Annotated in this window: 5 protein-coding genes; 2 read left to right on the plus strand and 3 right to left on the minus strand. The window is 60.9% G+C overall.

Going from position 1 to position 13917, the window contains the following annotated elements; genetic code table 11:
• Positions 1-130 precede the first annotated feature (130 nt).
• Positions 131-820 (minus strand): GntR family transcriptional regulator, encoded by a 690-nt coding sequence (locus tag FS665_RS22905; protein ID WP_145193593.1) that lies wholly within the window; start codon positions 818-820, stop codon positions 131-133.
• Between the two features lie 269 nt (positions 821-1089).
• Here FS665_RS22905 and lapG point away from each other — a divergent pair, with 269 nt between their 5' ends.
• Together lapG and lapD are read left to right on the plus strand one after the other, a co-directional pair.
• On the plus strand, positions 1090-1782 hold the full coding sequence (gene lapG / locus FS665_RS22910; protein ID WP_145193594.1) for a cysteine protease LapG: 693 nt from the start codon (positions 1090-1092) through the stop codon (positions 1780-1782).
• A gap of 10 nt (positions 1783-1792) precedes the next feature.
• Positions 1793-3736, plus strand: coding sequence for a cyclic di-GMP receptor LapD (gene lapD, locus FS665_RS22915; RefSeq protein ID WP_145193596.1), 1944 nt, complete (start codon positions 1793-1795; stop codon positions 3734-3736).
• Between the two features lie 2 nt (positions 3737-3738).
• Here the strand turns inward: lapD and FS665_RS22920 are convergent, their stop codons facing one another.
• Both FS665_RS22920 and FS665_RS22925 read right to left on the minus strand, forming a co-directional pair.
• Positions 3739-4080 (minus strand): tryptophan synthase subunit beta, encoded by a 342-nt coding sequence (locus tag FS665_RS22920; protein WP_145193598.1) that lies wholly within the window; start codon positions 4078-4080, stop codon positions 3739-3741.
• 79 nt (positions 4081-4159) lie between these two features.
• Positions 4160-13917 (minus strand): immunoglobulin-like domain-containing protein (locus tag FS665_RS22925; protein ID WP_145193600.1); only part of this gene is annotated, 9758 nt, incomplete at its 5' end.

Consider the following 13917-nt stretch of genomic DNA (forward strand, 5'->3'; position numbering starts at 1 on the left):
ACTCAGTAGTGAAACGATGCATCGCCGATGGTAGTGTGGGGTTTCCCCATGTGAGAGTAGGTCATCGTCAAGATTCAAATAAAAAGCCCCTGTCTGCGTTGCAGACAGGGGCTTTTCCTTTTTCAGGTGTCTAGCGTGACAGTTGTTTGTCCAGGTACGCCCTGATCACGCGTGATGCGCTGTTCAGGTGCTGCTCCAGGACTTTCACGGCCTCACCCACGTTCTTCTCGGCAGCTGCATCGACCAACGCGTTATGGTCGTCCTGCGTCAGCTTGCCAAGCCCCATCGAAGAAAGATGAAAGCGCAGAAAGCGCTCTTCCTCGTTCAGCTCGTTCTCAATCAGGCGCAGCAGTTTCTGATTGGGCGCCTTGCTATACAACGCCATGTGAAACAGCCGATTGAGGCGGCCGATCTCTGCATGGCGGGTTTCGTTTTCCAGCTGGTGAATGAAACTGCGCGCGCTGCAGATGTCATTGTCATCGAGCCGTGGAATCGATTGGCGCAAAGCCTCGGTTTCAAGCAATACCCGTAAGGCATAGGTGTCGACCGCATCTTCACCGATCAACGGCGCGACGACAGCGCCCTTGTGCATCTCCACCTTCAAAAGCCCTTGAGCCTCCAGCTGCCGCAGCGCCTCACGCACAGGCATGCGGCTGACGCCATACAGATCGGCGATCTCTTGCTGGCGTACAGCTGTTCCTGGTGGCAGACGCCCATCAAGAATGACACTGCGCAAGCGTTCCTCGATCACCCCCCGGGCAAGATGGGCGGGTAGCTGTTCATTCGCCAGAACATTGCTGAGTTTAATTTTCTCGGCCAAGCGGAGTGTGCCTCGACGACAATAGGTTGGATCCAATGACACTAGTGATACCACCGGACTGTTGTCAAACCCGCACTGCGTGCAGCCGATGTATCAAGTGGCGGATAGCGTGGAGGAGTTTGCGCGGTAAAGGAAGTGACACTCACAAAGCGCTAACGACAAAGCGATAACCGGCTGGTGATCTGCGTCGTGATCGCCCATTGCCATTGTCTTTTGCATGGCCAGACCGCACCATCGCTGCTCTGGACTGATCTCAACAGGGCCGCGCAGTGGCGATATCCTGGCCGCTCAAAACCGTCGCTCGTCATCTCTGCCTCGCCTTGCTGCTTGGCGGCGCGATGCTGGGCGCGCTGAAGGCCGATTGGGACTTTGCCGAGATCAGCCGCAAGTCCGCTGCATTATACGGCCCGCTAGGCGCGGGCAAACCCCGAATCGATGCCTGGCAGGCCCTGATGGCAACGCAAAGCCAAGGCTCGGAGCTGCAGCGTCTGCAAGTGGTCAATCGTTTCTTCAATCAGCAACTGCGCTACGTCGAGGACATCGACCTATGGGGCGAAGTCGACTACTGGGCAACGCCTATCCAGGCGCTCCTGAAAGGCGCGGGAGACTGTGAAGACTACGCCATCGCCAAATACTTCAGCTTGCGGCGCATGGGCGTACCCGCAGAGAAACTGCGCATCACCTACGTCAAAGCCTTGCGCCAGAACCGCGCGCACATGGTCCTGACCTATTATTCATCCCCACAGGCGCAACCCCTGGTTCTCGATAGCCTGATGGACGCGATCAAGCCTGCGAGCCAGCGCACCGACCTGCTGCCGGTGTACGCCTTCAATGGTGAGGGCTTGTGGCTGACAGGCGCTGCCGGTAATAAAAAGGTGGGCGATACCAAGCGCCTGTCGCGCTGGCAGGACTTGCTGAAAAAAATGCAGGCCGAAGGGTTCCCGGCCGAACCGGTCTACTGAAGGAGCACGGATGTCACTGTTCAAACAACTGCTGTTGGCCATCTGTCTGTTCCTGGTGATCGCTTTCACCGGCAGCTTCATGGTCAGTCTGGAAAGCTCGCGTAGCCAGTACGTCAATCAACTGCGCTCGCACGCCCAGGATGCAGCCACGGCACTGGCACTGTCGCTGACGCCCAGTATCGATGACCCAGCCATGGTCGAGTTACTGGTCAGCTCGATCTTCGACAGCGGCTATTACGCCAGCATCAAGGTCGTCGATCTGCAAAGCAACGACATCATGGTCGAGCGCAAGGCCGAGCCAGACCCCGGCGGCGTGCCGGCCTGGTTCATCCACCTGATCGGACTCGAGCCTGCAGGCGGCGATGCCATCGTCAGCCGCGGATGGCAGCAGGCTGCGCGCGTCGAAGTCATCAGCCATCCGATGTTCGCCATCGGCAAGCTCTGGCAGAGCGCCTTGGGCAGCCTCGGCTGGTTGTTGCTCTGTGGTGCTGCGAGCGCAGGCCTGGGCGCCTTGTTGCTCCGGCGGCAGTTGCGCCCGCTGGAAGCCATGGTCGAGCAGTCGCATGCCATCGCCCGGCGAGAGTTCATCAGCCTGCCTGAGCCGCGCACGCCGGAACTGCGGCGCGTCGTGCGGGCCATGAACCAGATGGTGGAAAAGCTCAAGGCGCTGTTCACCGAACAAGCCGAGCGCAGTGAGCGGCTGCACAGCGAGTCTTACCAGGACAGCCTGACGGGCCTGTCGAACCGGCGTTATTTCGAGATGCAACTCAACGCGCGTGTCAGCAACCTCGAGGAAGCACGTGCGGGCTACCTGCTACTGCTGCGCGTGCAGGGTCTGGCGGGGCTCAATGCGCGCCTCGGAGGCCAGCGCACCGACCAACTGCTGCAGGCCGTCGGTGAACAACTGCGGCGCACGTGCGCCAGTTTTCCCGAAACCAACGATCTGATCTCGCGCAGCCGCGGTGGTGAGTTCGCGGTGCTAGCGCCCGGCATGGTCCACGAAGACGCCGTGCGCCTTGCCCAGGCACTGGAGGCAGCGTTGCTCAGCCTGCATGAGACCGGTGCCAGCGACATCTCTCCGGTTGCCTGTATCGGTCTAGCGCCATTCAGTCCGGGGGATGCCCCCCAAGCGCTGCTCAAACTGGCTGACGAAGCCCTGGCACGCGCCGAGAACCAGCCCACCCCCGGTTGGGTATGCCTGGAGCAGGGCGCTGCTGCCATTGCCGGCGATAGCCAGCACGAATGGCACACGCGTCTGGAAGCCGCGTTCAGCAGTGGACGCTTCGAGCTGTTCTTGCAGCCGGTAGTCAATGCCCAGACAACCACCGAAGTCCTGCACTACAAGGTGATTTCCCGGCTGTTGGATGATCACGGCAATGCCCTGCCTGCCGGCCGCTTTCTACCCTGGCTGGAGCGATTTGGCTGGATGGCCCGCCTGGACGTGCTGGTTCTGGAGAAAGTCCTTGAACGGCTGCGCAGCCACGATCAGGTACTGGCGCTCAACTTGTCGGCGGCCACGCTGGCCGACGCCAGATCGCTACACCGCATCTATGAACTGCTGAGCCAGAACACGGCGCTAGGCCCGCGCTTGATCTTCGAGATTGGCGAAGAGCAATTGCCTGCTCAAGCCACCCTGGAGCAGGTGACACGTCGCTTGCATGGACTGGGTTTTGCCCTGGCGCTGCAGCGCTTCGGTGGACGCTTCAGCATGATCGGCAACCTCAGCCACCTGGGGCTGGCCTATCTCAAAATCGACGGCAGCTACATCCGCAGTATCGACCAGGAGCAGCACAAGCGCCTGTTCATCGAAGCCATCCAGCGTGCAGCGCACAGCATCGATTTGCCGCTGATCGCGGAACGGGTGGAAACTGACGGCGAGCGACAGGTGCTGGTTGAAATGGGCATTGAGGGTATCCAGGGCCGGCTGTCTGGAGAGCCGGCGCCGTGGCACTGAATTCAGATCAGTCCGCTCTCCTGCTCATCTTCGATGAGGTTGTTGAGACTCCCCAGCGCCTTGCGCGCCGTCGAACGATTGAGCAGCTTCGCCTGTGCCCCGGCAGGTAGGTCGGTGATGCTGATGACCCCTTTGGTGGTCAGCACCTCGATCAAGTCTTCGAGCACCCGGATCATGTCCAGGTCGCTCTGCTTGAGCTGCTTGAGGCTGTTCTCGACTACATCGTCGGCAAACCAATCCTGGATCTCGGCATGGTCGGCGGGCAGCATTTCGGTGTATTCGGCGTAGGGTGCGGCTTCCACGCGCGCCAACTGCCCCTCGTCGTCGCGTTGCACATAGAACATGGCGTTCATCCTCGTCACATTGCATCCTCGGCACTGGCTAGGCGCAGCATAGGCAAGATTGCCCGGCTGCGCCTGCCTGTCAGGTATTGTTGTTGTCGATCTTGATGGTTGGGTCGGCACCGCTGATCAACGAATTGATCGAGGTATTCGACCAGTTCACGCCTTCCAGCTTGATCGACACGTCGGCATTGGCCAGGCCGCCGCTGGCGTTGAGTTTGCCCTCGGTGCTGATCTGCAAGGTCGAGTCGCTGCCCACGGTGGTGATCTTCAGGTAGTTGTCGATGGTGGTGCCGCGTTCGCCCTGCAGCAGGTCGCTGAGGTCGAGGCGGTCGCCTTCGCTAAACTTGAAGTCCTTGATCACGTCCTGGCCCGTGTCGCCGGCTTTCCAGACGAATGTGTCGGCGCCCGTGCCACCGGTGAGGATGTCGTTGCCCTTGCCGCCGATCAGCGTGTCGTTGCCAGCGCCGCCAAACAGCAGGTCGTTGCCTTCACCGCCGAGCAACGTGTCGTTGCCCATGCCTCCCAGGAGGATGTCATTGCCCTTGCCGCCATCGATATAGTCATTTCCGCCCTGGCCGAAGATGATGTCGTTACCGCTACCCCCCAGCAAAGTATCGGCGCCGTCATTGGCGCGCGACATGTCGAACTCGGTGTAATGCTCGCTGATGTACTGGTGCATGATCTTGGCGTCGACAGCGCTGGCCTCCACGCCCAGCTTGGTCGCGACGAAAGCTTGCACGGCTTCGATACCGCTGCCGGGAATGGAATCGAAGCTCACCAGGTCACCGAAGATGATGTCGTGTCCATCGCCGCCGTCAATCCTGTCGGCGCCAGCGATCGTCGCGTCGGTATGGCCCAGGATGGCATCGGCCAGCTTGGTGGCATCGACATTGGTCTGCGGCACACCGTCGGTGTCGAACGGTTTCAGATCGCTGGAACTGATATCGGTACCGATCCCGACCGCTTCCACCGCTGACAGTGCCGCGAGCAGGGCGAAGCTCGAGGTGGCGTTGCTCAATGTATCACTGGTGGTGCTGCTGCCAGTGCCGGCACGGGTCGACAGCTCGTAGCCGCCATTGCCCTCAGCGCGAATGTTGCCGGTCGTCACGGCGCTCCATTTATAACTGAAGCTCAAGAGGTCGAAGCTGCGGGTTTCGGCCGTCAGCTTGCCGCTGCTGTCGATCGAAACCCGGTTGTTGGTATCGAGCTGATAATTGCTGACGGTATCGCCCATCTTGTAGCTGATATTGCTGAGCAAGGTATCGAGCTTGACGGTGCTGTTGGCCAGGGTCGGGTTGGTCTGCTCGCCGGTCTGGAAATACGTCGGCTGGCCGTCGGTCAGGAAGAACGTCTGGTTGGAGCCGGTGACCCCGGCGCTCTTGAGATTCTGGAACCAGTTGGCCGTGGTCTTGAAGGCGTCTTCATAGTTGGTGCCACCCTCGGCACTCAGGGTGCCCAGGCTGCCTAGCAATGTCTTCAGGCCGGCATCGTTGAGGGTGACCGCGACCGAGCTCTTGACCTGGGTAGCGAAGTCCACCAACAGCACATTGACCGTACCGACGGCGCCGGTCTTGGCGTTGGCCAGGAGCGTCTGGAACACGGTGGCCAACGACACTTTGGTCGCCTCGATTCCGTTGGTACCCATACTGCCCGAGGTGTCGACGATGAAGGCCAGGTTGTAGTTCTGCCCAGCGGTCATGTGCAGGCCGGCAGTGTCGGCGATGATGATGTCGTCGCCAAAGGTGCCGCTTGCCGTGTCGCCAGCCGTGGTCAAGGTCGCCACGCTGTAGCTGTCGGGGTAGACCGTGACCTTGAGGGTGCCCTCGGTCATGGCGTAGCTGCCGCCAACCGATTCGGTGGAAGTCGAGGTGACCTTCACATCGAACTGCCCGCTGTAGTAGGCCGGAGGTTTGATCGTCAGGCTGCTCAACGTCCAGCCACTGACATCCACCGCGCTGACACCGACCGTCGCACTGTGCCCGGCGCTGTCGCTGATCACCGAGCCTGCCGGGATCCCGGCCAGCTTGACGCTTAGCGTTTCGGAGCCGTCCGTATCGGTCAAGCCACTGTTGATGCCCGCCAGCTTGACGCTGCCGTTTTCCGGCCCCTCGTTGAGCTTGTAGCCGTCGTAGTAGCCCTGGCCACCGCTGCCGTGCAGGTCGGACAACGTGACACCAGCGTTGGCCAGGGCAGTGGCGTTCGGATACATCGCGATGGCGGTGCTGTTGAAGTCGCCGACCGCGCCGCTGCCGACCTTGATGTTGACGTCGTAGCTGCCAGGCCCTGACTGGTTGGCGTGGTAGATCTCGAGCGTGTAATAGCCATTGGCGGTAGGGGTAAAGGTGCCGGCGACGCTGCCACCAGCGCCCCAGGTCGCCGTCACCACCGTCTTGCCGCCGATGGTTACCAACAGGCTATCGTCGGCGCTGCCGCTGAAGGTGTAGGTCTTGCCAGCCTCCAGATAGACCAGGCCAGACGTCTTCGATCCACTTTGGCCGGCAACCGAGGCGTCGGATTGCACATTGGTGGTGGTTTCCGAGCGGGTGGCGGCGCCCGAGTTGGTGAACACCGTCTTCAGTGCGTCGCCGGTGATACCGTTGCCGTTGGTGCCAAGGCCGGTAAGGGTGGTCCAGGTCTCCTTGGTCAGGCCAAGGGAATTGACGTTGTTGCTGGCGATGCTCAAGGTCGGGGCGTCGGCCACTGGCGTGATGTCGACCTTCAGCGTTGCCTCGCTGCCCGGCGTCACGCCATCGGTAGGCTTGTACTTGATCTGCGCATAATCGGCCTGCTTGTTGCCCACGCCGCTACCGCCATAGCCATCGGCACCGGACTGGTTGGCCAGGGGCACGAACTTCAGCTTGCCGGCGGTGATATCCGCCTGGCTCACGGTCTGGTTTAGTGCAACATTCACCCACGTGCTGCCGTTGTTGTACTGCAAGGTGCCGAGGGACGGGAGTTGGGTGAAGGTAACGCCCAGGCTGGACGTCGGGCTGTCCACATCGCTGACGTTGAAGCTGGCCCAGTTCAGCACTAGGGCAGTGTCTTCAACACCGGTCACTGCGCCGCCGGCAGACACGGGCGCATCGTTGACGGCAACTACGTTGACGGTGGTGGTCGCCGTATTGGACACATTGACCCCGTCGGTCACTGTCACCGTGATGACGCGCGGCGTAGTGCTCGGGTCTTCGCTGGTGTTGACGAAGGTGATGTTCTTGATCACCTGCATGTAGTCGGCCAGCGAAGCGTTGCCGCTGAGTGCCAACACGACCTTGCCTTCGCTGACAGTCGAACTAATGCTGATGCCATTGACCGGGCTACCCAGGTTCAGCGCATCGCCTGGCTGCCGGTTGGTCAGGGTCACCGTGGCGCCGGCAAGCTGGCTGCTGTCGAAATCGGTGATGGAAATATCCAGGTCACTGATCGAGTTACCGCTGCCGTTCTCGATGAAGGTGGTCTGGAAGTCGGCACCGGTCTTGCCGCTCGAATCATTGCCGTCCAGGTCCAGCACGGGCGCCGGCTCGAACAGCTGGGTGGTGATGCTGCCCGCGCTCGCGCTGACGGTCAGCGCTTCAAAATTGCCGCCGGTGGCCGAATCGATCGTGATGGTGAACTGTTCGGTGCCTTCGGTGATGTTGTCCTTGAGGGTCGGGATGCTGAACGTGGCCTGGCTGCTGTTGGCCTTGATGGTCACGCTAGCCACGCCGGTGTAATCGACGCCGTTGGTTGCAGTGCCGCTGTAGCTCAGCTTGACCACCACATCGGTCTGCGCCGGGTTGCTCAAGGTCAGGGTGTAGCTGGCGCTGTTGCCCTCGGCCACGCTGGCCGCGCCGCTGATACCCAGGGTAGTCGGCGTCAGCGTGTCGGTCACCGTGGTCACTGCGGGTGCCGGGTTCACCGCGAGGTTCTCGAAATTGCCGCCGCTGGCACCCGTGATCGTGGCGCTGAGCGTAGTCGCACCGATGTACACGTCGTCGGCGGGTGCAAGCACGCTGATGCTGCCTGAGGACTGATTGGCGCCGATGGTAATGGTCTGGCCATTGCTCAGGGTGACGGTCACGGCGGTTTGCGCTGGGTTCGTCAGGCTCGCGGTGTAAACGATCTGGCCGCCCTCGGCGACGCTTGGTGTGGCGCTCAAGGTAACAGTGGTGGTGTCTTGCACATCGTTGACGCTGGTGCTGAGTACCGTCTTGTCTGCCACCAGGTTTTCGTAGCTGCCACCGGAGACACTGCTGATGCCGGTGTTAACGGCGGCATGGCCTTGGTAGACATCGTTGGTCACGCTGGTCGTCGTGGTGCCACTGCTTTGGCCAACCGGGATAGTGATGGTCTGGCCGTTGGTGAGCGTGACAATCACCGGCGTCACCGTGACGGGCGCGCTGACGCTGGCGGTATAGAGGATGGTGCCGCCCTCGGCCACCGATGGCGTCGCGGTCAGGCTTACCGTCGTGGTGTCCTGAACATCGGTCACCGCAGTACTGACGCTGGCGGTATTGGCTACCAGCTTCTCGTAATTGCCACCGGAGACAGCGGTGATGCTGTTCGAGACGGCGGCATGGCCCAGATACACATCGTTGCTGACCGCAGTGGTGACGGTGCCTGCGCTTTGACCCACTGGAATGGTAATGGTCTGGCCGTTTGCCAGCGTCACCACCACTGCGCTGCCTGTGACCGGCGCATCCACGCTGGCGGTATAGGTCACGCTGCCACCTTCGGCCACCGTCGGTGTGGCGCTGAGGGTTACGGTGGTGGTGTCCTGCACGTCTGTAACCGCAGTATTGACCAGTGTCTTGTTGGCAACCAGGTTCTCGAAGTTGCCGCCACTGACGCTGCTGATGCTGTTGGTGACAGCGGCATGGCCCTGGTACACGTCATTGGATACAGCAGCAGTGGCAGTACCCGAGGTTTGCCCGACCGCAATGGTGATGATTTGCCCGTTGCTCAGGTTTACCACCACTGGAGTGCCAGTCACCGCGGCACTGACCGTTGCGGTATAGACGATGGTGCCGCCCTCGGCTACAGATGGGGTCGCGGTTAGCGTCACAGTCGAAGTGTCGATGGTGTCAGTGACGCTGGTCACCGCAGCGGTGCTGTTGATCGCCAGGTTTTCGAAGTTGCCGCCGGTTGCGTTGGTAATACGTGCGCTGACCTGACCTGCATCGATGTATGGATCGTCGCCAGGCGCAGCGACGCTCACGCTGCCAGTCGTTTGATTGGCGCCGATGGTGATGCTCTGGCCATTGCTCAGGGTGACGGTGACTGGCGACTGAGCGGCGTTGGTCAGAGTAGCGGTATAGACGATCTGGCTGCCCTCAGCGACGGTTTGCGTAGCCGACAAGGAAACCGTGGTGGTGTCCTGCACGTCAGTGACCGCAGTACTCACAACGCCTTTATCGGCGACCAAGTTCTCGTAGTTGCCGCCAGACACGTTGGTGATGCTGTTTGTAACTGCGGCGTGGCCTTGATAAACGTCGTTGCTGACGGCGCCGGTTGCAGTGCCCGAGCTCTGTCCGACCGGAATGGTGATGATTTGCCCGTTGCTCAGGTTTACCACCACTGGAGTGCCAGTCACCGCGGCACTGACCGTTGCGGTATAGACGATGGTGCCGCCCTCGGCCACTGATGGCGTGGCGGTCAGGATTACCGTGGTGGTGTCCTGCACATCAGTGACGGTGGTAGTCACCACACCTTTATCAGCCACCAGGTTCTCGTAGTTGCCGCCAGACACGTTGGTGATGCTGTTTGTAACTGCGGCGTGGCCTTGATAAACGTCGTTGCTGACGGCGCCGGTTGCAGTACCTGAGCTTTGGCCAACCGGGATGGTGATGATTTGCCCATTGGCCAGGGTCACGACAACCGGACTGCCAGTGACCGGTGCGCCGACGCTGGCGGTGTAGATGATCGTGCCGGCTTCAGCCACGGACGGGGTCGCGCTGAGCGTCACAGTCGAAGTATCGATGGTGTCAGTGACGCTGGTCACCGCAGCGGTGCTGTTGATCGCCAGGTTTTCGAAGTTGCCGCCGGTTGCATTGGTGATACGCGCGCTGACCTGACCGGCATCGATGTATGGATCGTCTCCAGGAGCAGCGACGGTGACGCTGCCTGTAGTCTGGTTCGCGCCGATGGTAATGGACTGGCCATTGCTCAGCGTTACGGTAACGGGGGACTGAGCGGCGTTGGTCAGAGTAGCGGTATAGACGATCTGCCCGCCCTCAGCGACGGTTTGCGTGGCCGACAAGGAAACCGTGGTGGTGTCTTGGACGTCCGTGACTGAGGTACTGACCACGCCTGTATCAGCTACTAGGTTCTCGTAGTTGCCGCCAGACACGTTGGTGATGCTGTTTGTAACTGCGGCGTGGCCTTGATAAACGTCATTGCTAACGGCGCCGGTTGCAGTGCCCGAGCTCTGTCCGACCGGAATGCTGATGGTTTGGCCGTTGGCCAAGGTCACAACGACCGGACTGCCAGTGACCGCAGCGCTGACGCTGGCGGTGTAAACGATGGTGCCGCCCTCGGCCACAGATGGGGTCGCGGTCAAGATTACCGTGGTGGTGTCCTGCACGTCAGTGACCGCGGTACTCACAACGCCTTTATCGGCGACCAAGTTCTCATAGTTGCCGCCAGACACGTTAGTGATGCTATTGGTGACGGCCGCATGCCCCTGATAGACATCATTGCTAACGGCGCCGGTTGCAGTGCCCGAGCTCTGTCCGACCGGAATGCTGATGGTTTGGCCGTTGGCCAAGGTCACAACGACCGGACTGCCAGTGACCGGTGCGCTGACGCTGGCGGTGTAAACGATGGTGCCGCCCTCGGCCACAGATGGGGTCGCGGTCAGGATTACCGTGGTGGTGTCTTGCACGTCAGTGACCGCAGTACTCACAACGCCTTTATCGGCGACCAAGTTCTCGTAGTTGCCGCCAGACACGTTGGTGATGCTGTTGGTAATTGCGGCGTGGCCTTGATAAACGTCATTGCTGACGGCGCCGGTTGCAGTACCTGAGCTTTGGCCAACCGGGATGGTGATGATTTGCCCATTGGCCAGGGTCACGACAACCGGACTGCCAGTGACCGGTGCGCTAACGCTGGCGGTGTAGATGATTGTGCCGCCTTCAGCCACGGACGGGGTCGCGGTCAGCGTCACAGTCGAAGTGTCGATGGTGTCAGTGACGCTGGTCACCGCAGCGGTGCTGTTGATCGCCAAGTTTTCGAAGTTGCCGCCGGTTGCATTAGTGATACGCGCGCTGACCTGACCGGCATCGATGTATGGATCGTCGCCAGGCGCAGCGACGGTGACGCTGCCTGTAGTCTGGTTCGCGCCGATGGTAATGGACTGGCCATTGCTCAGCGTTACGGTAACGGGTGACTGAGCGGAGTTGGTCAGGGTGGCGGTATAGACGATCTGCCCGCCCTCAGCGACGGTTTGCGTGGCCGACAAGGAAACCGTGGTGGTGTCTTGCACGTCCGTGACTGAGGTACTGACCACGCCTTTATCAGCGACTAGGTTCTCGTAGTTACCGCCAGATACGTTGGTGATGCTGTTGGTAACTGCCGCGTGGCCTTGATAGACGTCATTGCTGACGGCGCCGGTTGCAGTGCCTGAGCTCTGTCCGACCGGGATGGTGATGGTTTGGCCGTTGGCCAAGGTCACCAGGACCGGACTGCCAGTTACGGGCGCGCCGACGCTTGCGGTATAAACGATGGTGCCGCCTTCAGCCACGGATGGTGTGGCGGTCAGGGTCACGGTAGTGCTGTCCGTTACGTCGGTCACGGCTGTGCTGACGAGGTCAGTGTTGGCGATCAGGCTTTCGAAGTTTCCGCCACTGACGCTGGTGATGCTGTTGGTGACCGCCTCATGGCCCTGATAGACATCGTTGCTGACGGCACCCGTTGCGGTGCCGAAGCTTTGGCCAACCGGGATCGTGATGATTTGGCCATTGGTCAAGGTCACTACAACTGGAGCGCCAGTCACGGGTGCGCCGACGCTGGCGGTATAAACAATGGTGCCGCCCTCGGCAACAGCTGGCGCAGCGGTCAGGGTGACCGTTGTCGTGTCTGTTACATCGGTAACGGCAGTGCTGACGGGATCCGTGTTGGCGACAAGATTCTCAAAGGTACCGCCACTGACGCTGGTGATGCTGTTGGTGACAGCATCGTGGCCCTGATAGACATCGTTGCTGACAGCGCCGGTTGCAGTGCCGGAGCTTTGGCCAACCGGGATCGTGATGGTCTGGCCATTGGCCAAGGTCACCACGACCGGACTGCCAGTCACTGGCGCGCCGACGCTGGCGGTGTAGACGATGGTGCCGCCTTCCAACACAGATGGCGTGGCGGTGAGGGTTACTGTCGTAGTGTCCGTTACGTCTGTAACGGCAGTGCTGACGGGATCCGTGTCGGCAACGAGATTCTCGTAATTGCCGCCGCTGACGCTAGTGATGCTGTTGGTAACTGCCGCGTGACCTTGATAGACATCGTTGCTGACGGCACCCGTTGCCGTGCCGGAGCTCTGGCCAATCGGGATGGTGATGATTTGGCCATTGGCCAGGGTCACTACAACCGGACTTCCAGTCACCGGCGCCCCGACGCTGGCGGTATAAACGATGCTCCCGCCCTCAGCCACCGATGGCGTGGCGGTTAGCGTCACAGTGGTGGTGTCAGTCACGTCAGTGACCGAGGTGCTGACCGGGTCAGGATTGGCGACCAGGCTTTCGAAGTTTCCGCCACTGACGCTGGTGATGCTGTTGGTGACCGCCTCATGGCCCTGATAGACATCGTTGCTGACGGCACCCGTTGCGGTGCCGAAGCTTTGGCCAACCGGAATCGTGATGATTTGGCCATTGGCCAAGGTCACTACAACTGGAGCGCCAGTCACGGGTGCGCCGACGCTGGCGGTATAAACAATGGTGCCGCCCTCGGCAACAGCTGGCGCAGCGGTCAGGGTGACCGTTGTCGTGTCCGTTACATCGGTAACGGCAGTGCTGACGGAATCCGTGTTGGCGACAAGATTCTCAAAGGTACCGCCACTGACGCTGGTGATGCTGTTGGTCACAGCATCGTGGCCCTGATAGACATCGTTGCTGACAGCGCCGGTTGCAGTGCCGGAGCTTTGGCCAACCGGGATCGTGATGGTCTGGCCGTTGGCCAAGGCCACGACAACCGGGCTTCCGGTCACCGGCGCGCCGACGCTGGCGGTGTACACGATGGTGCCGCCTTCAGCCACGGATGGTGTGGCGGTCAGGGTCACGGTAGTGCTGTCCGTTACGTCGGTCACGGCTGTGCTGACGAGGTCAGTGTTGGCGACCAGGCTTTCGAAGTTTCCGCCGCTAACGCTGGTGATGCTGTTGGTGACCGCCTCATGTCCTTGATAAACATCGTTGCTCACGGCGCCAGTTGCGGTGCCTGCACTCTGGCCAATCGGGATGGTGATGATCTGGCCATTGGCCAAGGTCACCACGACCGGACTACCGGTTACCAGCGCACCGACAGTTGCGGTGTAGACAATGGTGCCGTCCTCGGCAACAGCTGGCGTAGCGGTCAGGGTGACCGTTGTCGTGTCTGTTACATCGGTAACGGCAGTGCTGACGGGATCCGTGTTGGCGACAAGATTCTCAAAGGTACCGCCACTGACGCTGGTGATGCTATTAGTGACCGCATCGTGCCCCTGATAGACATCGTTGCTGACAGCAGCCGTTGCAGTGCTGGAGCTTTGGCCAACCGGAATGGTGATGAATTGACCATTGGCCAAGGTCACCACGACCGGACTGCCAGTCACCGGCGCGCCGACGCTGGCGGTGTAAACGATGGTGCCGCCTTCCAACACAGACGGCGTGGCGGTGAGGG

The sequence above is a fragment of the Pseudomonas sp. URMO17WK12:I11 genome (genome assembly GCF_007677725.1).
GTDB lineage: Bacteria > Pseudomonadota > Gammaproteobacteria > Pseudomonadales > Pseudomonadaceae > Aquipseudomonas.

Excerpts from the sequence above, each read along its gene's own strand:
- lapD (WP_145193596.1), top strand. The coding sequence starts at position 1,793 with ATGTCACTGTTCAAACAACTGCTGTTGGCCATCTGTCTGTTCCTGGTG.
- FS665_RS22920 (WP_145193598.1), bottom strand. The coding sequence starts at position 4,080 with ATGTTCTATGTGCAACGCGACGACGAGGGGCAGTTGGCGCGCGTGGAA.